General features: G+C 66.2%; 21 protein-coding genes and 1 pseudogene. 11 read left to right on the top strand and 11 right to left on the bottom strand.

The genetic code is table 11. From position 1 onward, the window contains the following. The first annotated feature begins 147 nt into the window (after nucleotides 1-147). Nucleotides 148-1,659: an FAD-dependent oxidoreductase gene (locus tag EEB19_RS18790; protein ID WP_187588879.1), complete on the top strand. Its 1,512-nt coding sequence runs from the start codon at nucleotides 148-150 to the stop codon at nucleotides 1,657-1,659. A 28-nt stretch (nucleotides 1,660-1,687) separates the two neighbouring features. Here EEB19_RS18790 and EEB19_RS18795 read toward each other — a convergent pair whose 3' ends face one another. Further along, nucleotides 1,688-2,578 (bottom strand): SDR family oxidoreductase, encoded by an 891-nt coding sequence (locus EEB19_RS18795; RefSeq protein WP_187588880.1) that lies wholly within the window; start codon nucleotides 2,576-2,578, stop codon nucleotides 1,688-1,690. Between the two features lie 142 nt (nucleotides 2,579-2,720). On the opposite strand from EEB19_RS18795, the gene EEB19_RS18800 reads away from it, so the two are divergent. From EEB19_RS18800 to EEB19_RS18810, 3 genes are read left to right on the top strand one after another with little or no spacing between them, the layout of a single operon-like run. Continuing rightward, entirely contained in the window at nucleotides 2,721-4,307 is a 1,587-nt protein-coding gene (locus EEB19_RS18800) for an NAD(P)/FAD-dependent oxidoreductase (protein WP_187588881.1), read from the top strand. A gap of 12 nt (nucleotides 4,308-4,319) precedes the next feature. Then, complete coding sequence (locus EEB19_RS18805) at nucleotides 4,320-4,754, top strand: SRPBCC family protein (RefSeq protein ID WP_187588882.1); 435 nt, start codon at nucleotides 4,320-4,322, stop codon at nucleotides 4,752-4,754. 36 nt (nucleotides 4,755-4,790) lie between these two features. Next, nucleotides 4,791-5,396: a flavodoxin family protein gene (locus tag EEB19_RS18810; RefSeq protein WP_187588883.1), complete on the top strand. Its 606-nt coding sequence runs from the start codon at nucleotides 4,791-4,793 to the stop codon at nucleotides 5,394-5,396. A gap of 3 nt (nucleotides 5,397-5,399) precedes the next feature. On the opposite strand, the pseudogene EEB19_RS18815 reads toward EEB19_RS18810, so the two are convergent. Together EEB19_RS18815 and EEB19_RS18820 are read right to left on the bottom strand one after the other, a co-directional pair. Next, nucleotides 5,400-6,258, bottom strand: a pseudogene (locus EEB19_RS18815) (SDR family oxidoreductase). Nucleotides 6,259-6,305: 47 nt separating this feature from the next. Then, nucleotides 6,306-7,082 (bottom strand): GAF and ANTAR domain-containing protein, encoded by a 777-nt coding sequence (locus EEB19_RS18820; protein WP_262365773.1) that lies wholly within the window; start codon nucleotides 7,080-7,082, stop codon nucleotides 6,306-6,308. A gap of 141 nt (nucleotides 7,083-7,223) precedes the next feature. Between EEB19_RS18820 and EEB19_RS18825 the strand changes: the two genes are divergently transcribed. Beyond that, the gene (locus tag EEB19_RS18825; protein ID WP_187588885.1) at nucleotides 7,224-8,402 is read left to right on the top strand and encodes a zinc-dependent alcohol dehydrogenase; all 1,179 of its coding nucleotides are present in this window, start codon (nucleotides 7,224-7,226) and stop codon (nucleotides 8,400-8,402) included. A 51-nt stretch (nucleotides 8,403-8,453) separates the two neighbouring features. On the opposite strand, the gene EEB19_RS18830 is transcribed toward EEB19_RS18825, so the two are convergent. After that, a complete protein-coding gene (locus EEB19_RS18830) occupies nucleotides 8,454-9,179 on the bottom strand; it encodes a SigB/SigF/SigG family RNA polymerase sigma factor (protein WP_187588933.1) in 726 nt (241 codons plus the stop codon). A gap of 336 nt (nucleotides 9,180-9,515) precedes the next feature. Between EEB19_RS18830 and EEB19_RS18835 the strand changes: the two genes are divergently transcribed. Beyond that, nucleotides 9,516-9,923: an STAS domain-containing protein gene (locus EEB19_RS18835; protein ID WP_187588886.1), complete on the top strand. Its 408-nt coding sequence runs from the start codon at nucleotides 9,516-9,518 to the stop codon at nucleotides 9,921-9,923. Nucleotides 9,924-9,959: 36 nt separating this feature from the next. On the opposite strand, the gene EEB19_RS18840 is transcribed toward EEB19_RS18835, so the two are convergent. Then, entirely contained in the window at nucleotides 9,960-10,397 is a 438-nt protein-coding gene (locus EEB19_RS18840) for an ATP-binding protein (protein WP_262365774.1), read from the bottom strand. 79 nt (nucleotides 10,398-10,476) lie between these two features. Then, nucleotides 10,477-11,577, bottom strand: coding sequence for a hypothetical protein (locus EEB19_RS18845; RefSeq protein ID WP_262365775.1), 1,101 nt, complete (start codon nucleotides 11,575-11,577; stop codon nucleotides 10,477-10,479). A 102-nt stretch (nucleotides 11,578-11,679) separates the two neighbouring features. Between EEB19_RS18845 and EEB19_RS18850 the strand changes: the two genes are divergently transcribed. From EEB19_RS18850 to EEB19_RS18865, 4 genes are read left to right on the top strand one after another with little or no spacing between them, the layout of a single operon-like run. Continuing rightward, the gene (locus tag EEB19_RS18850) at nucleotides 11,680-11,997 is read left to right on the top strand and encodes a hypothetical protein (protein ID WP_262365776.1); all 318 of its coding nucleotides are present in this window, start codon (nucleotides 11,680-11,682) and stop codon (nucleotides 11,995-11,997) included. Next, complete coding sequence (locus EEB19_RS18855; protein ID WP_187588887.1) at nucleotides 11,994-12,389, top strand: hypothetical protein; 396 nt, start codon at nucleotides 11,994-11,996, stop codon at nucleotides 12,387-12,389. Before EEB19_RS18850 ends, EEB19_RS18855 begins: the two co-directional genes overlap by 4 nt. Before the next feature lies 1 nt (nucleotide 12,390). Beyond that, a complete protein-coding gene (locus EEB19_RS18860) occupies nucleotides 12,391-13,137 on the top strand; it encodes a methyltransferase (RefSeq protein WP_262365777.1) in 747 nt (248 codons plus the stop codon). Beyond that, nucleotides 13,134-13,337, top strand: coding sequence for a CDGSH iron-sulfur domain-containing protein (locus tag EEB19_RS18865; RefSeq protein ID WP_187588888.1), 204 nt, complete (start codon nucleotides 13,134-13,136; stop codon nucleotides 13,335-13,337). Before EEB19_RS18860 ends, EEB19_RS18865 begins: the two co-directional genes overlap by 4 nt. Nucleotides 13,338-13,369: 32 nt before the next feature. Here EEB19_RS18865 and EEB19_RS18870 read toward each other — a convergent pair whose 3' ends face one another. From EEB19_RS18870 to EEB19_RS18890, 5 genes are all read right to left on the bottom strand, one after another. After that, complete coding sequence (locus EEB19_RS18870; RefSeq protein WP_187588889.1) at nucleotides 13,370-14,368, bottom strand: iron-containing redox enzyme family protein; 999 nt, start codon at nucleotides 14,366-14,368, stop codon at nucleotides 13,370-13,372. A 90-nt stretch (nucleotides 14,369-14,458) separates the two neighbouring features. Continuing rightward, complete coding sequence (locus EEB19_RS18875; protein WP_187588890.1) at nucleotides 14,459-14,662, bottom strand: hypothetical protein; 204 nt, start codon at nucleotides 14,660-14,662, stop codon at nucleotides 14,459-14,461. Between the two features lie 105 nt (nucleotides 14,663-14,767). Continuing rightward, the gene (locus EEB19_RS18880) at nucleotides 14,768-15,463 is read right to left on the bottom strand and encodes a DUF6766 family protein (protein ID WP_187588891.1); all 696 of its coding nucleotides are present in this window, start codon (nucleotides 15,461-15,463) and stop codon (nucleotides 14,768-14,770) included. A 214-nt stretch (nucleotides 15,464-15,677) separates the two neighbouring features. Further along, the gene (locus EEB19_RS18885; RefSeq protein ID WP_187588892.1) at nucleotides 15,678-16,145 is read right to left on the bottom strand and encodes a DUF4383 domain-containing protein; all 468 of its coding nucleotides are present in this window, start codon (nucleotides 16,143-16,145) and stop codon (nucleotides 15,678-15,680) included. Nucleotides 16,146-16,415: 270 nt separating this feature from the next. Beyond that, a complete protein-coding gene (locus EEB19_RS18890; protein WP_187588893.1) occupies nucleotides 16,416-17,798 on the bottom strand; it encodes a styrene monooxygenase/indole monooxygenase family protein in 1,383 nt (460 codons plus the stop codon). 178 nt (nucleotides 17,799-17,976) lie between these two features. Here EEB19_RS18890 and EEB19_RS18895 point away from each other — a divergent pair, with 178 nt between their 5' ends. Next, nucleotides 17,977-20,118 (top strand): acyltransferase family protein, encoded by a 2,142-nt coding sequence (locus EEB19_RS18895; protein WP_262365778.1) that lies wholly within the window; start codon nucleotides 17,977-17,979, stop codon nucleotides 20,116-20,118. The last annotated feature ends 128 nt before the right edge of the window (nucleotides 20,119-20,246 follow it).

A 20,246-nucleotide genomic window follows, 5' to 3' on the forward strand; every position in this document is an offset into this window, starting at 1 on the left:
GTGTGGCGATGGCATGTCACGTCCTGCTACCGGTAGACGGCTCGTCGTAGGTCGACTCGTCGTACCCACGAATCCGGGCCCGCCAAACACATCGACCGATCCGATCCCGCCGGTTTGAGCGGCCGACCAGCCGGGAAAGCGAATCCGATGGAGACGCTTTGGCTCGATACCGCAGACCCGGCCGGCGTGCGGCGCCTGGTCACGGTGCCGGACGGCCTCGACGAGCGCCGGTACGACGACGTCGTCGTCGGCGGTGGGATCACCGGCCTGACCGCCGCCCTCCTGCTGGCCCGTGCGGGCCGGTCCGTGGCGGTGGTGGAAGCGCGGCACATCGGCGCGGGCGCCACCGGCCACACCACCGGGAAACTTTCGCTGCTGCAAGGTACGCGGCTGTCCTCGATCCGGCGCAAGCACAGCAGCCGGACCCTTCACGACTACGTGGAGGCGAACCGCGAAGGTCTCGGGTGGTTGACGCATTATTGCCGCGAGCGCGGAGTGCAGATCGAGGAGCGGGACGCAGTGACCTTCGCGACGACCGACTCGGGAGCGCGACGTGTCGCCGACGAGCATCGCGCGTGCCGCGAGGCCGGGATCGACGTCGAGGAATTCGATTGTCCGGAGCTGCCTTTCCCGACATCGGCCGCGATACGCCTGGTGGATCAGCTGCAGATCGACCCGATGACCGTGCTCCGCGCCCTGGCCGAGGACCTCCGCGAGCACGGAGGCGAACTCCACGAAGGAGTGCGCGTGCGCGGGCTTCGGCACTCACGACATGGCCACACCGTGCAGACCGACGCCGGCTCGATCACCGCCGAGTCCGTGGTGATCGCCACCGGTACACCATTTCTCGACCGCGGCGGTTTCTTCGCCCGACTCCATGCGCAACGGTCCTACGCCGCCGCATTCAGCGTGCCCGGCGAGATCCCCCGCGACATGTATCTGTCCGCCGACGATCCGTCCGTATCGCTGAGGACCGCGCCCCGTCCGGGCGCTCCGGACGAAACTTTGCTTCTCGTAGGCGGATTCGGTCACGATGTCGGACGGGCCGCCTCCGAAGCCGAGCACGTCGGGGACCTGATGAGATGGACCGGACAACACTTTCCCTCTGCTCGGCTGGTAGCACGATGGTCGGCACAGGACTACCGCTCGATCGACGAGATGCCGTACGTCGGGTCTCTGCTGCCCGGCATCGACACCGTCCAGGTCGCCACGGGATTCGCCAAGTGGGGTCTCACCAACGGGGTGGCCGCGGCCCTCGCGATGACCGGACGCCTCCTCGGTTCCCGTCAGGAATGGGCACGGAGCTTCGACACCTGGCGAACATCCGAGATCGCATCCGCAGCGTCCGCGGCGACCACGAATCTGTCCGTCGCGACCCACCTCGTCGGGGGTTATCTCGCCTTGCTCGGATCACCCGATCAGTCGCCAAGCGAGGGGCAGGGTTCCGTCGGGCACGCCGGACTCACTCCGCGCGGGATCTGCCGTGTGCAGGGTACGACGACGACGGTGACACCGATCTGCACCCACCTGTACGGCGTACTCCGGTGGAACGATGCCGAGCAGAGCTGGGACTGCCCACTTCACGGGTCCCGATTCGCCCATACCGGAGAAGTACTCGAGGGGCCGGCGACGCGGCCGCTGCCGGGCACCGACACCTGACTCCTGCACGCGGCCCGCACGAGACGGGTCACCCATCGCGACGTCCCACCACCGGACCGAACACCGGCCGTTCGAGGATTCCGAGCGGACGCAGCACCTCACCTGCGAAGACGCGCGCGATGATGTCGATCGCCCTCGCGTCGATCCCGACCAGTATCCGATCACGGCCGGCGAGCACTCCGGCCAGAATCGCGACCGCGGCCGCCGCGGGCCTGGTGCCCGGCAGACGACGATCGAATCCGTGGGTGACGTAGTCGCGGACCCCGGGATCCATGTAGCGGGCGGTTCGGGCGATCGGGGTGTGGACGGCCCCCGGGTAGACGACGTGAACACCCACGCCCGACTTCGCGGCGCGGAGTTCGTCCTGCACGGTCTGGGTGAACCCGCGAACGGCGAACTTCGACGCACAGTAGCTCGCCTGAGCGGGAGAGCCGAGAAGACCGAAGGCACTGGACATGTTCACGATGTGCCCACCACCGGCGCGTCTCAGGTACGGCAGGAACGCCCGGGTACCGTTCACCATCCCGGTGAAATTCACCGACATCACACGACGGCTGTACTCGTCGTCCTCGTCGAGAATGCCCGCCACCATGGTGATCCCGGCATTGTTGACCACCAGAGACGGCGGGCCGCGGCGGGCGACGACGTCGTCGGCATGATCGCGCACCGCCTGCATGTCGACGACGTCGACACGGTGTGTCCGGACCGATGTGCCGGGCCGTCGGCACAGCGCGGCGGTCGACTCGAGGCCCGCGCCATCGACATCACTGAGTTCCAGAACAGCCCCGCATCGGGCGAGCCGGCACGCCAGTTCCCGTCCCATTCCTGAGCCGGCCCCGGTGATCACCACCGGCCGATCCGCGCAGAGATCGCGCAGTCGTCGGTCCGTGACGCGCGGGTGCCACATCAGAGCGGTCATCGGCCGGTGATACCCGACACGGGCCACGCCCACGCACGATTACCACTCGCGAGTGTGGGTACACACCTCGGCACTGCTACATCTCCAGCAGACATCGACAACGCAGACATCGACGGAGCAGACACTGAGGGAAGAGGTGTGGATGGAGACCGCGGATGCCGTGGTGGTCGGAGCAGGTCACCACGGCCTGATTGCGGCGGCTCGGCTTGCCGACGCCGGATGGGATGTCGTCGTCCTCGAGGCACAGTCCGAGGTCGGCGGCGCGGTCCGCAGCACCGAGCACACGCCGGGGTACATCACCGACCTCTTCAGTGCGTTCTACCCCTTGGCCGTCGCGTCACCCGGTTTCGACGATCTCGATCTGACCTCTCACGGATTGCGGTGGAGCAGAGCGCCGCTGGCTTTCGGACACCCGAACGGTCCCGAAGATCGGCATGCCGCGGTCGTCCATCCCGAGGTCGCAGCGACCGCGGACCACCTGGCCTCGTACGATCCGCGAGACGGCCGGGCGTGGCTCGAACTCGTCGAGCAGTGGCATGAGATCCGCTCCGCCCTGTTGGGCTTGCTCTTTCGGCCGTTCCCGCCCATCGCCGGCGTCATCGGTCTCCTGCGGGCCGTCGGCACCCCCGCCGCGTTGCGGTTGGTTCGATTTCTCGTGCTCCCAGCCGGTCAGATGGTCCGGGAACTGTTCCGCAGTGATCAGGCACGACTGCTGATCCTGGGCAACGCATTGCACGCCGACATCCCGCTCGACGCTCCCGGCAGCGGCGTGATGGGCTATCTGCTGACCATGCTGGCGCAGGATTCGGGCTTCCCGGTACCGGTCGGAGGTTCCGGTCAACTGTCCGCGGCTCTGCGGCGCCGGTGTGAAACCGCCGGTGCGCGTGTGGTCGTCGACAGTCCGGTCGAACACATCGAGGTGACGGGCGGACGCGCGACGGGTGTGACGGCCCGGGACGGTCGCCGATGGCGTGCCCGACGCGCCGTCCTCGCCAATGTTTCCGCGCCGGCGCTCTACTCCCGCCTGCTGTCGCCGTCGGACGTGCCCGCTCGCCTTCTGACCGACCTCGAGGCCTTCGAATGGGACACGCCGGTCGTGAAGATCAACTATGCGCTCGACAGCAAGATCGGCTGGAACAGTCGCAATCTCGCCGGCGCGGGGACCGTCCACGTCGGTGCGGGTTTCGCCGACGTCACCCGCGCCACGGCCGACATCGAGACCGGGACGATTCCCGAACATCCGTTCCTCTTGTTCGGCCAGATGACGACCGCCGACCCGACACGGTCCCCCGACGGCACCGAGAGCGCCTGGTCCTACAGCCATCTCCCCCGCAACACGGTCGACGACCGGTCCGCCGAAATTCTCGCCGACCGGATGGACCGCGTGATGGAGGAGTACGCACCGGGATTCGGAGCAAGCATCGTCGACCGACAGGTGCAGACACCCACTGAGTTACAAGCGTCCGATGCCAACCTGGTCGGCGGAGCCGTCAACGGCGGCACGGCACAACTGTTCCAGCAGCTGATCTTTCGCCCCACTCCCGGCCTGGGCGGTGCCCGCACACCCATCGACGGACTCTTCCTGGCGAGCGCAGCCGCCCATCCCGGCGGCGGTGTCCACGGTGCGTGCGGCACCAACGCCGCACGCGCGGCGCTCGGATCAGCAGGCGTCCGGGGACTACCGCGCCGATACCTCACCCGAAAGACACTGCATCACCTGATGCGGTGAGACAGGAGAACAATGAACAAGGTCACCCGACGTACCGATGCGACACCGGCTCAGGTCTGGTCGGTGTTGTCTGATGGCTGGCTCTACGGATCGTGGGTCGTGGGTAGCTCACGTATCCGGGACGTCGATCCGGACTGGCCGCAGGCCGGCACCCGAATCCATCATTCCGTGGGCCTCTGGCCGGTGCTGCTCGACGACGAGACAGTTTCTCTGCAGTCCAAGGCCGGTCTACTGGAGCTGTCCGCGGCGGCATGGCCGTTCGGCAAGGCGCGCATCGTGCTGACCATCGAGAAGGACGACGAGGGCACGCTCGTCACGATGGAGGAATTCGTGGAGACCGCCCCGTTGCGCTGGATACCGCCGGTCGTCCAGCAGACGGCAATGGCGCCGCGACTCGACGAATGTCTGCGACGCCTCACCATGCTGGCGGAACGACACACCGCCTGACCGTTTCCCGTCACCTCAGCGGGGTATCCGGACACCATGCCCTCAGCACTTGCCATCACCTGCACTCTCAAGCCGTCACCCGGCCCGTCGAGCAGCGAACTGATCGCGCGGCAAACGCTCGACGCGCTCTCCACCCAGGGCGTTCGCGGAAGCATGATCCGTGCGGTCGATCACGACATATTCCCCGGAGTCGAGCGGAACATGGGCGACGGCGACGCGTGGCCCGACATCGTGGAGCGTGTACTCGACGCAGACATCCTGCTCCTGTCGACGCCGACATGGCTGGGACAGATGTCGAGCGTCGCCCATCGGGTCCTCGAGCGTCTCGACGCCGAGATCTCCCAAACCGATGATGCAGGACGTCCCAGCATGCTCGGCAAGGTGGCGATGTGCGCGGTCGTCGGCAACGAGGACGGCGCACACAAGATCATCGCGGACGTCTTCGGGGCGCTGAACGACATCGGCTTCAGCGTGCCGGCGCAGGGCAGCACCTACTGGAACGACGAGGCGATGGGTGGTCGCGACTTCAAAGACCTCGACACCGTTCCCAGCGCCGTGGCCGATGCCACGAATGCCGCCGCGCGCAACGCAGCCCACCTCGCACGTCTGTTGTCCGACAACAGCTATCCGGCCTACGAGTGAGTGTCAGCCGGGCAGGGTCTCGCCGCCAATGGGTGCGAGGACCTCGCCCGAGTAGTACGACGACAGCTGATCGGCGGCGAAGAACACGTAGGACGGGGCGATCTCATCCGGCTGCGCTGCGCGGCCGAAAGGCACTTGCGCGCCGAAGTCGGCGACCTTGTCCGCGGGCATGGTCGCCGGGATGAGTGGCGTCCACACCGGTCCCGGAGCAACACAGTTGACGCGGATTCGCCTCTCCAGCAAGGCTTGTGCGAGTGAGTACGTCAGTGCGGTCACCGCGCCCTTGGTCGCCGAGTAGTCGATGAGTTGTTTGTTGCCCCGCAGACCGTTGATCGATCCGGTGTTGACAATGGCGCCCCCGCCGGTCAGGTGCGGGACGGCAGCACGGGTGGTGTGGAAGAAGCTGTCGATGTTGACATCGAACGTCCGGCGCCACTGCTCGGGCTCGAGTTCCATGAAGTCATCGACCGGATTCTGGAAGGCCACGTTGTTGACCAGAATGTCGAGCGCACCCAGATCCGAGACCGTCCGCCCGACTACATCGATGCAGTGCGCAGCGTCGGCAAGGTCGCCGCTATATGTTCTCGCCCTGCGCCCTTCGGCCTCGATCAACTCGGCAGTGCGGTGCGCATCGTCGGACTCCTCGAGGTAGGCGATGGCGACGTCGGCCCCTTCCTTGGCGAACGCGACGGCGACCGCACGCCCGATGCCGGAATCGCCACCGGTCACGAGTGCCACCTTCCCCGACAACAGATCTCGCCCCTCGATAGGCACGCATCTCGTCACGCGGCTCATCGGGCATCTCCGCGGTACGGCCGGGATACTCGATGGTCTCGGGCGCGTGCTGCTGCTCATCGCTCATGGGGCCGGGACTACCCGGGCCTCACACCCGGCAAACGCGACGCGACCTCACGTCGCGTCGTCGACCTCGACGAGCTTGTGAGCGAGTTCCGTGACCGGGGTGTTGGTCTCCTGCGACAGGCGGCGGAGCAGGTCGAATGCAGCGAGGGCGTCGATGCCGTACCGCTCCATCAGGATGCCCTTGGCCTGGCCGAGGATGTCGCGCGAGGCGAGCGCACTGCGAAACTGATCACTGCGGCGCGCAGTCGACAGCGCGATCGCCGCATGCGTGGCGAGATTGGTCGCCAGATCCTCGGCGACGGCATCGAAAACCGACACCTCGTCCGAATACAGGTTCAGCGCACCGAGTTCCTGATCGGTCACGAACAACTGGATGGACAACACCGACCGCACTGCTGTGGACCCGCGCACCGCGGACACGAAACGCGGCCACCTGGTTTCCGTCCAGAGGTCGTCGATTCGATTGGTCTGATGCATCCACACCGCATCGAAGCACGGTCCCTCGCCGCAGTCGTGCTGCAGTTTGTCCACGAGTTCGGGTATCGGACCGGTCGCGGCCGTCGATTCCAACGCCGCCGGGCGATCACCGCGGGCGGCCCGGCGGACCAGGGTGATCCCCGCGTGATCGACTCCCGGCAACACGTCGACCGCCGTTCGGGTCACCTCGGACAGGACCACCATCGGATCAGAGACACCGGCGGCCCCAGCTGTCCCATGCAGGCGGCGCGCGAGGCGGGCGATCTGCCCGTGCACACCATGCTCATGCTGGTCGGTGTTGATTCCTGCCGGCCGGTACCCCTGCTCTTTCCCGCTCGTCTCGGACACCACTGGATTGTCTCTCATCGACTCGGCCCTGTCATGGCCGTTCCGATCGACGCCCGCGACGGTGAGCGAGGTTTGACGCCGGCGTCCACCGGGCACGCCCCGAATACGGATCTAGCGGGCTCACCCGCGGAGGAGGACCACATGCGCGCAGTCACCTGGCAGGGCAAACGAGACGTGACGGTCGAGAACGTTCCCGATCCGAAGATCGAGGAGCCGACGGACGCCATCATCAAGGTGACGTCGACGAACATCTGCGGATCGGATCTGCACCTGTACGAAGTGCTCGGCGCGTTCATGTCGCCCGGCGACATCCTCGGTCACGAACCCATGGGCATCGTCGAGGAAGTGGGCAGTGACGCCGGACATCTGGCTGTCGGTGACCGCGTCGTGATCCCCTTCCAGATCTCGTGCGGCGCATGCCACATGTGCGGCCAGGAGCTCTACACCCAGTGCGAGACAACCCAGGTTCGCGAGCAGGGCATGGGTGCAGCGCTGTTCGGTTATTCGAAGTTGTACGGGTCGGTGCCCGGCGGTCAGGCCGAATACCTTCGGGTGCCCCAGGCCCAGTTCACTCACATCAAGGTTCCCGGTGAGGCCCCGGATTCCCGCTACGTCTACTTGTCGGACGTCCTGCCGACGGCATGGCAGGCGGTCGCCTACGCCGACATCCCTCCCGGCGGGTCTGTGACCGTGCTCGGCCTCGGACCGATCGGCGACATGGCAGCCCGTATCGCCGCATACCAGGGCGCCGACGTCATCGCCGTCGATCGGGTACCGGAACGACTCACGCGTCTGGACGCACGTGGTATCCCGACGATCAACTTCGATGAGGTCGACGACCTCGGTGACGTCATCCGCGATCGAACCAACGGTCGCGGCACCGACGCAGTGATCGACGCGGTCGGCATGGAGGCTCACGGCTCACCGATCAACAAGTTCATGCAACAGGCGGTCGGGCTTCTTCCGGACGCGGTGGCCGAGCCCCTGATGCAGCAAGCCGGTGTCGATCGGCTCGCGGCCTTCTATTCCGCGATCGACATCGTGCGTCGGGGCGGAACGATCTCCCTGAGCGGGGTCTATGGCGGCACCGCCGACCCCATCCCGATGCTGACACTCTTCGACAAGCAGATCCAGTTGCGGATGGGGCAGGCGAACGTGAAGAAGTGGGTTCCGTCGATCATGCCCCTTCTGCACGACGACGACCCACTCGGTGTGGATTCGTTTGCCACGCACGAACTCCCGCTCGACGATGCGCCACACGCCTACGACATCTTCCAGAAGAAGGCCGACGGGGCCGTGAAGGTCGTCCTCAAGCCGTGACCCTCTGCGGGGTCACGGCCCGCTGTCACACAATCGCGCCACGACGAGATCTCACGCCTGTTCCTCGGGCTCCGTGCTCAGCTCATCACGCAACGCCGTCAACGTCCGCGACAGCAATCGGGAGACGTGCATCTGCGAGATACCGACCTCCGTGGCGATCTCGCTCTGCGACATGGCGTGAAAGAAGCGCAACGACAGAATCCGCCGCTCGCGTTCTGGAAGGCGTTCCAAAGCCGGTCGCAGCGTGACGAATTCGTCGACACGCTGCAGACGTTCGTCGTCGTCGCCGAGGGTGTCGCGTATGGAGCGTCCCTCATCGTCGTCCGGCTCGGCGTCGATCGACTTGGCGTTGTACGCCGACCGCGCCATGAGTCCATCGATCACCTCACTCACCGGCAGATCCAGGTAGTCGGCGAGCTCGCTCGGCCGCGGCGAGCGACCGAGACGCTGCACCAACTCGTCACTGGCCTTCCCAATGCTCAGGGACGTCTCCTTGGCGCGACGAGGCACTCGCATCGACCACATGGTGTCGCGAAAATGCCGGCGCACCTCACCCATGACCGTCGGTACCGCGAACGACAGGAAGCCTGCTCCACGCTCCGGATCGAACCGGTCCACCGCGTTGACCACCCCGATGCGCGCGACCTGCAACAGGTCGTCGAAGGCCTCTCCGCGATCGCTGAATCGCCGCGCCACATGCTCGGCAAGCGGCAGACACCGCTCGACCGCTGCATCTCTGATCTCGGCCTTGACTGCTGGATCTGTCTCGTCGCGCATGGCCTGCAAGGTGCCCACGACGTCTGCGTAGTCGTCATCTCGTGAGCCGTGCGGCTTCTGTGGCAACGGAGACGACAATCAGCACCTCCCTGGAGGAACGGAGAACAAGACGGCTCGTCATTCGACGACGTGGTCGCACAAGCGACAGGTTTACACGAACGACACTACGACCTACCCGCCGCCGATCGGCATCAAACATCCCTTGAAGACCGAGGGCCGGAGTCGTACGGTGAGAGACAGCGGTTCAGTCAGCAGCTGCAGGCGGACGGGACCAGCTGAGGCTGCACTGCCCACGTGTCCCGTCTGACTCGATGACTACAGAGAACGGGCACGCGCATGACTTTGAACGCTCACGTTTCCTATCGATCGGCAGACGTCCCCGCCGTCGTCCGGCAGGCCGGACGCAACCTCTCCGCGGGCAGAATGTACTGCGTACAGAGGTTTTCCGGCGACATCGACATGCTGTCGGCCGCCGACTTCACCGCTGCTCTCGATCGAGTCTTGTCCGGCAGGCCGGAAGGTGTGGTCCTCGACCTGTCGGCTGTCGACTTCTTGAGTGCGTCGGGCCTGGCCATCCTGTCGCGCTTCTGTGATGACGCGAAGAGCCATGACATCCCGGTGGCCGTCGTCGGCGGCCGTATGGTGACGCGACCGATCGAGGTATGTGGCCTCACGGCGTCGTGTCATGTGTTCGACACCGTGGGCGAGGCCGGCGCAGCCATGGCCGAGCAGGTGCACCACTGACTGCTCGGCGACCCTGTCCGGCAGGTTTCCGTGTGGTCAGACGCGGTGTTTGGCCAGATGCACGGTCACCTGTCGGTCGCCGCCCGAATCGGAGTACGAAACGGTCTGCGCGTCGGTCACGGTCTCGACGACGCGCCAACCGAATCCCGATGTGTCGAGCCCGAGTTCGCGACTGACGACTCCGTCGACCTGCACCACTGCGCCCTGTGGGCCCACGTTCAGCGCGATCGACAGCCGGGTGTCCGGTGCGGCGACCATGATCAACTGCGAGCAGATCTCGTCGATGCCGAGGTTGACGTCGGCGACATCATCGACCGACCAGTCGTCGATGAACAGCGTCCGCTCCACCATCGAACGAACAATCGGCAACCGGTCGGAACGAGCCGGCACCGAGAGCTCGACCGGCGCCTCGGCCGCGTGGGTCAACTCCCCGATCACCTGCCGTTCGGCGGTGGCTCCGCTGTTCTCGCTCACAGATACTCCTCATGTGCCCGACCGTGCTGTCACGCCATTCTTTACCCGCGCGACGGCTCGTCGAAACCCGTCGGTTGGTCTACCTCTCGTCCAGTCGTCGACGATCCTCGTCGGCGGTGCGACGCCGCATCCGCTCACGGTACCCATACGTCGCCCTCAGCACATCGTCGAAACTGTCCGCACTCGACCCGATTCCTCCTGCGAACATGCCCATCGATGTCGCCAGCCACGCGAGGGTCACATAGTTCGTGATGCCGACCGGATGACCGAGGGCGCCCGCCATGTACTCGGAGTCGATCACCGCGAGCGCGGCGACAAGCGTGGCCAGGAACAATCCGGCGTAGAGAACCACGGCGCTCGAGACGACGGTGCATGCGGTCACGGTGTTGTACATGTGGATACGCCACGCCGATTTGTCGTTTCCGTGTTCCCACAGCCGGTTGTTGACGATCAGCCAAGTGGAGGTGAGCACCACGGACAGGACCGCGATCAGTCCCAGCCGCCACGGACTCAACGCATTCGCCATCGACCAGATCGTGGAGAAGAACACGCCGAACGACGCGGCCGCTGCTGCCGCCGCGGTAAGACCGGTCAGTGTGGGTATCAGGCGCCACGGCCGATTGCCGCGCACCATCCCCGCCACGACACGCAGATGACTCAGGACCCCGCGGTCGAACAGAAACTCGGTGGACCCGTCCCCCGACCGCTCCCAGGTATGTGCTCGCCGCAGGCGGTCGGCTTGTCCGCCCATCATCCGGTCGACGATCGCGGTGACGATACGGGGCATCGCCCGACCCGGGAACAGCCCCAGTGCGGGCGAGGAGATCACGGCGGCTGATCTCTCGTGGTCGATCTCCACGGCGACGATACGTTTGCCAAGCACCCTGGGTGATTCCGTGACGAAGATGACAGCATCGGTGTCCTCCACCGCGTCCGTGACGGCGCCGGTGGCCAGATCGTCCCGGGGAGGCATCTGCAAGGTGGTTTCCGGAGCGACCGTGACACCCCGGTAGTCGAGGGTGCGGTCGGTGAGAACCTTCTCGATCGTGCTCTCGGCCTGATCCGCTGCCGATGCCGGAAGGCCGGGCTCCACCACCAGGCGGACGCCGTCGAAGCGCGGAAGTCGTTGTGCTCTGGTCACGATGGGGCGGTACCCGCTGCGGCGGTGGGTCAATCGCACGTCGCTCGTTCGGAGAGGTCCAGCGCAATCCCCTGGGTTTGGATCGCACATGTGCGGGTAACCGACCGACCTGATCCGCCGTCGGTGGAGAACGGAGCGACCATGGCCATCTGCGACGTCTGCGGTAATGACGACGACCACAGCATGACGATCACGATCAACCGAGACGACAGGGACGTCCACGGCACCTTCGACAGCTTCGAGTGCGCGATCACCGCGCTGGCACCGCTGTGCGCGCACTGCGGATGTCGAGTGATGGGTCACGGTGTCGCGATCGGATCAGCACTCTATTGCTGTGCGCATTGTGCACAACAGGTCGACGACGTCGTCGTCGTGCACGGGACATCCGTACGTGAGCGGCGCGCGACGTCCGTCTCGGGCGCGCTCGTCGACGACGGCCGAGGAAGGATTTTCGGATGAGTCAGAACAAGAACGGTCGCGCCACCGACGCGTCGACGCACAAGGACACCGGACACATGCGCGATGGAGAGACCGCTCGTCGCCCCGCACCGTACGCCAAGGCGCTGAAGGCGATGGGTTTCACCGGCTATCTCATTCTGATAGTCGCGGTCGTCCTCGTCGTCCTGGCGATTGGCTCGGCAGCGGGAGACCACTCCTCGGCCCCCTGGTGGGGACTGAGCGCAGCAATCGTCGCCATCGTCGCGATCGCGCTCCTCGGTACGAGCCGCTACATCTCCGCACGCCAGCCGGGAGATACACGGATTCAACAGGATCCACTGCAGCCCGAGGTGACCGTCGAGGAGGAGCAGCACTACGAGGAGCTCTATCGCGACGACGAGCCGGGTCGGTGACGTGACCTCGGTCGCCGATCGGGACGACCCGACGACAGCACCTCTGTTCACCTCCACAACGCCGACGATCTGTGACCTTCTCGACCACGGCAAGGTCTATCGGCCACAACATGATTCGGACCTACTGATCGAGGCGGTCCAGAACAGCAACCACGCCGTCGGCGCCGTCGCGGCGGATCTGTGCACCGGGAGCGGCGTGATCGCTCGTGCGATCGCGCACCTCGGCGCTCGGTCGGTCGTCGCAGTCGACGCATCGGACGATGCTGTTCGTGTGGCTCGGGCACTGTGCACCGATTCCTCGGATCGGGTGGCAGTACGCCACGGTGACGTGGCGACGTTTCGGGGCAGGTTCGATCTCGTGACGTGTAATCCGCCGTATGTTCCGTCACCACCGGACGGACGGATTCGCGAACCTGGGCTACCGCGTGCTGCGTGGGAGGCCGGTGTCGACGGGCGTGCGGTGCTCGATGTGGTGTGCTCGACGGCCGCCGACCTTCTCAATCCCGGTGGCCACATGTATGTGGTGCAGTCCGAGTTCGCCGGCATAGATGAATCCGTGGCAGCTCTCCGCACGGCAGGTCTCGCCGCCGACGTTGTAATGGAGCGTCACATACCGTTCGGGCCGGTGCTGTCGGCGCATGCCGCATGGCTGGAATCTGGTGGCAGGCTGGACAAAGGTCGGCGTATTGAACTGCTGGCCGTCATCCGTGCGGACAAGAAGCCGATGCCGGGCGGATCCTCACGATGAACGATCAACAGCGCGAACGTCTTCCGGTTCGGGTGATCCGCGGGGGGCCGGTGCTCATCCCGGGGCCCGTGGACATCGAACTGCCCGACGGCACGCGCGTGCAGTCGGATCGCTTCATGGTGGCGGTGTGCGCGTGCGGCCGAAGTCGCCGATATCCCCTGTGCGACACCAGTCATCGACGTCGACGTCGTGACGGATGACGTTTCACGCCAGCGAGCTTCGGCAGGCCATGTCATCCCACGACAGGTGTTCCCGCGTCCCAGGCGGCCTGCAGATTCGCGTCGAACGCATCCTCCACGAGGAGGAATGCACGAATACCGAACACGACATCGGATTCGAGCTCGGGCTCCCCTAGGATCAGTGACCCCACGACATCGGTGCGCAGGATCTGCTCGTGCACCGCATCGGCTTCGACGTGCTCGCGATAGAAGTGCCGGCATGCCTCCGGCGCGTCCAAGTTCTCGAGGCCAGTCAGCAGCCGCTGCGAGCCGGGTGGCGACGTGATCTCCGTGGCGGCCAGATGACCCACCGCCGCCGCCCGCGATGCACGATGAAGGCCGAAACCGCTCATGAGATTGACCGGGGCCAGCGCCCACCCCGGCACGGCGTCGAGGTAGCCGAGATAGGTCGGGTCGAGGTCGGCGGCCTCCAACAGGTCCGCGAACAACTCCTGGTGGACCGCATCGCCACGGCCGCCGCCGAATTCGTCGAACTCGACGGCGACGAACGCAGCCTTACTGGCCCCCCGCAGGCGCGGAATGGTCCACGCATGCGGGTCCGCCTCCTTCAGGTGGTACAGCGACCTCAGCGCGAACAGCTCTCGATACTGCTCCCAGGTCCCGCTGTCGCGCAACCGAAAAGACACGCCATCACCGGTCGTCGGCTCAATGCTCAACTCGGCCATCTCCGACTCCGCCGACGACCCCGCCAGATCGCCGACGTCGGTTCGCACGGAGTCGAAGAACCCGCGCTCGAGTTCCCGGCGGTAACGCAGGATGTCCGGGTCCCACTCGCGATCGTCGTCGACGTCGACGAAACCCATGTAGTGGAGTTCATACGCCACGTACAGGGCGAGTTGCAGATCGTCGCCATACAGTCGGGCGCCCTCCAGATCTGCGGGCAATCCGACCGGAGTCCCGTGCCGGAGCGAATCGATCAGACGCTCGGACAGCGGCCCTCTCGGCGACGGGAGCGTCGGATGCGCGACCGCTCTGCTGGCCGTGATGGACATGTGCACCTCTGTTCTGGTCCGTTGCGGGTGGCGATGCCTGTCGTGTGCGACACGAATGAGTCGAACGTGGGCTGACGAGACGACGGACGATCAATCCGGCGGTTCGGCGTCGCCGCCCGTCTCATCGTCCGGCTCCTGGTCGGCTGCCGGATCGACCACCGGCTCCTTTCCCGGGTCGGGCGTGCTGACGTGCTTGTCCTCCAGTTCGTCGACCTTCTCGCGCGCGTCGTCGGGATGCTGCGTGCCGTCGGCCGGGTCCAGCGGTTCCTGCGTGGTGTCGGGTTCGGACGTCATAGGAGCACCTTCCGTCGAATGATGCGGCACGCACATGTGCATGCCGCATCGGCTGAGCGTGCTCTGATAGTTTTCCCCGGCCCCCGTGGACCCAAACCTCGGTCGTCAGGCGCCGGTGTCGAGATGGGGGTCGGCCACCGGTTTCGACTCGGCCGATCCGCGCTGGCGAAAGACGATGGACAGCACGACGATGGCGGCCACCGCGATGAACTCGCTCTGCCAGTTCTGCATCGACTCGAACCAGAATTGCGACGTGGTGAGGTACTGCCACACCGTGACCGCACTCTCGCCGTGTTGTCGCTGTTCCTCGCTGTACGCTCGTGCACCGCCGAGCGCATGCAGCGCGAGCGACGCGAAGAACAGCACGAAGAACACGACCGACAGCGAGTTCTCGTAGACCCACAGAACGGCGCCGCCACGGCGAACCGGCCACGGGGCGTCCGGATCGGATCGCCTCGATCGGGGATCGGCATCCTGGGGCGCATCGTGGTCGGTGGGTTTCGACTCCGACGACCCCTTCTGATACAGAAACGCCGTCAGGACGACGTACATCCCCATCTGGAGAAACTCCGACTCCCAGTTCTCGAACGTCGCCTCGACGAACTCTCCGGTCCGCAGATACTGCGGCAGCGAGATCTCGGCGGACTGGTGGGACACTTGCTCCTCGTTGTACACATGCCAGCCGGACACCACCATGCCGAGGAAGAAGACGGCGAACAGGCCGAGGCATGCCAGGAGCAGACCGTTGTCCCTGAGCACGGTCCGGACCCCGCGTCGGCCCGAATCCTGGTCGGCAGCCACGGAGTTCAGGATAGTCCGCACGTGCGAACCACGGCAGCGCCGTGATCCAGACGTGCCGCACCACTCTTCCGCACGCCGCACTCCATCAGGCGTTCGTTGAGCGTCGCGCCGGTCAACGGCGACGAGAATGCCTGGGACATCGTCAACAAGGAACCAAACAGGGAGTGCAGCACCATCTTCCACGTGCGCACCGCAGGTGGGGACTACGCCGGTACTACCTCGGCGAGTCGCCGGAGATCTCGGACGGGCGCGGACGCCGGGACCGGAGCAGGGCTCCCAACGCGACCATGCCCAGCCCGAGGACGAGATGAAGCCAGTTGTCGGCGTTGTCGATGGGCATGAAGTTGGCTGGACTGTTCACATCGATTGCGAGGCCGTAGAGCCAGAGCGCGAGGTACAGCAGGCCGCCGCCGATGAAGTAGAGATGCGACCACCTACCGATGCGAGCCATCACGATTCCCGCCACTCCGTAGACCACATGCAGCACGTTGTGCAGGACGGACACGGTGAACACGCCGAACAGTTGTGCGTCCGATCGGTGCCCGGCCGGGTCCAACTCGTCGACATGGGTGGTGATTCCGGGGATGAAGCCGATGACACCCACGACGATGAACAGGACCCCGACGACGAGCGCCGCGGCCTGCACCGGCGACCGCGTGTACCTCAACCTCATCGACACCATGTCGAGTCACCTCCGGGGCGCGGCGTCGCGGTGATCGCGGCATGTCGCCCACCAACCACCGGATAGCCGGAGGCGGTGACGTCGAAACGCTCGCTCGCCATCGGCGGTCGGCCGCGACTCGACCGACGGTCGGTCCGCCGTTCCTCCCCCGGGTATGACCACATCCACCACGTGCTGGAGGATGAGACGATTCCCGGGGGACGAACAAGCGGATGCCTTCGCTCAGTCGTGTGTGGGAGCGTTCACGGCGGCCGGCCGCCGCTTCCGAGCTCAGCTCACGGCGGTCGCCGATTCTGTCGCCGAGCTGAACCGTCCGGCGGGCTCGAAACGGCCGAGGACGTCGTCGGCGGGTTCGCCGGACACCGCGGTGATGAACCCGAGCACGTCGTCGCGATTCCCGAGAGTCAGCAACGGGTTGGGGTCCGACAGCAGGCCGAACAGCGCCGAGGCGACGTTGGTGTCGACGGCCGCGGCCGGGAACGACAGTTCGAGGTGGGTCGCGTAGTCGGGATCTCCCAGGTACAGGCGGGTGACCTCGACGGCGGCCCACCCGCGCCGCTGCCAGTGCTTCTCGAACTCGGCCTCGAGCCAGTCGGTGCTGAACTCTCCGTCGTGCGTCTTGGCGGCCTTGACGAGTTCGGCGACCTGGATGAGTGTGTTCGCGGCCCCCTGCCCGGCCACCGGATCGACCGCGATGGCGGTGTCACCGATCGCCGCGACCGTGTGACCTCCCCGCGTGGTGGCGACGGCGTGGCGCACCGTCGGGGTGACCGCGCCCTTGAGCCATGAGACCGGATCGGCCTCGATGACCTGGAGTTTCTCGATCGCCGGGGCGTCGTGCGGGAAGTACTCGGTGAAGATGTCGAGGATCGTCTGCCGGGCCGAGGCCGCGTCCTCGACCTCGTCGACCTTGGCTGCCCACGCGCCGTCGGTCTTGGCGAACACGATGAAGGACCAGGTCGCCCCGGCGTCCTTGTGCAGGAAGGGACCGACGAAGATCTCCCCGTTCTCGCTGTCGAGATTGAACAGCGAATGGTCGCCGCCGGCGCTGCTGCGGTAGGCGAACGTGTCCGGGCCGTGGTCGAGACCGGTCAGGGTCACCTGCAGGAGCCTGCGTTGCGGTTCGCGGTAATGGGTGCGGGATTCGTTGACCGGGAACAGTGCGGACAGCCCGCCCTTGCCCGTGGCGACGAGCGTGAGGTCGTGCGAGCCGGCGATGGCGTCGATACGGTCGGTGTCGACGGAGGTCACCTCGAACCGACCGCCCTTGTCGAGGAATCGGCCGAGCCGGTCGTCGGCACGCAGCCGTAGGTCCACCGCCTGGGCGACATAGCCGTAGTCGGGATTGAACTCGAGCACGTCGGCGCGATCCGCCCCGCTGCCCGAGTGCAGACGCACGCTGATGCCGGTCGTGTTGCCCACCTCGTACAGATCGTCGATGATCTCGGCGTCCCACTCGCGCGGCTTTCCGAACAACACCCCGACGCCGGTCGGCGGAACCTTGTCGCGGAGCGACTCGCGATCCCGGTCGCTGTAGAGCGTCACGTCGAACCCCGCGTCGGTGAACCCGAGTGCGGCGCTCGTCCCCGCCAGTCCCGCGCCGACGATCGCCACCGTCCGGCGTGCGTCTCCCGACTGTCCTTCTCCTGCCATGGCGAAACCCCTCTGTCTGTGCGGTGTGATGTGTCGGCGTCAGCGTGCCGTCACCCCGCAGCGGGGTGAAGGGTTAGGCGCAGCCCGCACAAATGCGTGTCCGATTACTCCGTTTCGGAGAGGCTCCACGGTGGCTGCTCACCGGAAACAGGGCAGCGGCCAAGTAGCATCGCAGCCTGTGAGCACGGCCGTAACCACCCCCGCGACCCCCAACGAGGACGCCGCGACGGGCAACACCTCCGGCTACCGGCTGGATCTGGACGGCCTGCGCGGTATCGCCATCGCATTGGTCGCGATCTTCCATGTCTGGTTCGGCCGGGTATCCGGTGGCGTCGACGTCTTCCTGACGCTCTCGGGGTACTTCTTCGTCGCATCGCTGCTCAAGCACGTCCTCGCGACGCAACCGGCGTCGACGTCGTGGTCGGCGGCGGTCAATCCGTGGCCGCGACTCTGGCGACTGGTCCGTCGCCTCCTGCCTGCGCTGCTCGTGGTGCTGGTCTTCATCACCGCGATGATCGCGCTGGTCATGCCGAAGACACGCTGGGGACCGCTCGGCTCCGAGGTCCAGGCCAGCGCGCTGTACTACCAGAACTGGCATCTCGCGTTCGATTCGCAGGACTATCAGGCCGCCGACTCGGCGAACAGTCCGATGCAACACCTGTGGTCGATGTCGATGCAGGGTCAGTTCTTCGTACTGACCCTCGTGTGCGCACTGGCGCTGGGTGGTGTGTTGCGCGCGCTGTCGAGGCGCATCCCCGCACTGACGAATCCGGCGGTGGTCCGCGGCATCGTCGGGACCGCGCTGCTCGCGGTCGCGGTGGTGTCGTTCGCCTGGGCGAACTACCGCCACGGCGTGAATCAGCCGTTCAACTACTACGACACCGTCGCCCGACTGTGGGAACCATTGGCGGGTGGTCTGCTCGCCGTGTGGATGCCGCGGGTCGCGTTGCCGGCGTGGGTGCGCAACACGCTTGGTGTCGTCGCGCTCGCGCTGATCATCACCTGCGGCTGGTGGATCGCCGGCGTCACCGAGTACCCCGGCGCGATGGCCCTGGTGCCGGTCGGCGCCACGCTCATCCTGATCTGGACCGGCTCGGCGGCGACTCGTCCGTTGTCGTCGTCGAACGTCAACGCCCCGTCGGTGAGCAGCGCACTGGCCCATCCACGCCTGGTGTGGCTCGGATCCATCGCGTACGCCCTGTACCTGTGGCACTGGCCGCTGCTGATCTTCTATCTCAGCTGGCGGTACCAGGACGACGTCAACTGGTTCGAGGGCACGGCGATCCTGGCGGTGTCCGTGGTGTTGGCATGGGCGACAACCCGTTTCGTCGAGGCCCCGATGCGCGCCGGCAAGTCGACGGTTCTCGGGCCGCGCTACCGCCGGGCGCTGCTCGCGCTGATCCTGATCACCACCATCGTCGCGGGCAGCACCGTGGTGATCTGGCAGCGCAACGCCGCCAACGCCACGGTGAACACGGAGAATCTCGACCCACGGCTCTATCCGGGCGCGCGGGCGTTCCTCGACGGCGCACCGGTGCCGAAGGTCGACCCGCAGCCCAGTCCCGAAGTGGTGGACAAGGATTGGCCGATCACGTCATATGACTCGGTGATCAGCGGATGGAAGGACCCGTCGATCAAGGTCGGGGTGTACGGCGACAAGAACGCCACCCGCACCGTCGCGCTCGTCGGTGGTTCGCATGCCGAGTACTGGATCACCGCGCTCGACGACATCGGCAAACGGCGCGGTTTCAAGGTCACCACCTACCTCAAGGTGGGGTGCGCCCTGACCACCAGCCATGTCTTCATCTGGTTCGGTCAGAAGTACTACCAGTGCAACGACTGGTCGAAGCGTGTGATGGACCGCCTGGCCGTCGACAAGCCCGACGTCGTGTTCACCAACTCCACCCGGCCCGAGGAGGGCCCCGGTGCGCGCGGGGACTACGTGCCGAAGGACTACACCGACACCTTCGGACAGTTCCGCGACCGTGGGCAGCGGGTCATCGCGGTCCGCGACAACCCGTGGGCGCACGGCAAGCTCAAGCCGCCGGAGTGTCTCGCCGAGGGACGCAAGCCCCAGGTGTGCGGGGTGTCGCGCGATCTCGCCCTCGCGCCGACCGACCCCGCGGCGGCCATCGCGCCACAGTTCCCGAACATGAACTTCCTCGATTACTCCGACGCCATGTGCGGACCGACCTACTGCCCGGCCGTCGTCGGCAACATCCTGGTATGGCACGACTATCACCACCTGTCGGCGACCTTCGTACGCAGCCTGATCCCCGCCGTCGAGGCAGACCTCGCAAAGTCGTTGCACTGGTGGTGATCCCGGTCACATTCTGATCGTCACCCGCAGGCGGAGACAGCGGCCCGACCTGCATCTCAGGCTGTCCCCAGGTTGGACTGCTAGGGTCTCCCACGATGCTCGTGCCCGGGCGTCCGCGCCGCGCGGCA

The organism is Gordonia sp. OPL2, from assembly GCF_003797825.1.
In the GTDB taxonomy this organism is placed as follows: Bacteria; Actinomycetota; Actinomycetes; order Mycobacteriales; family Mycobacteriaceae; genus Gordonia.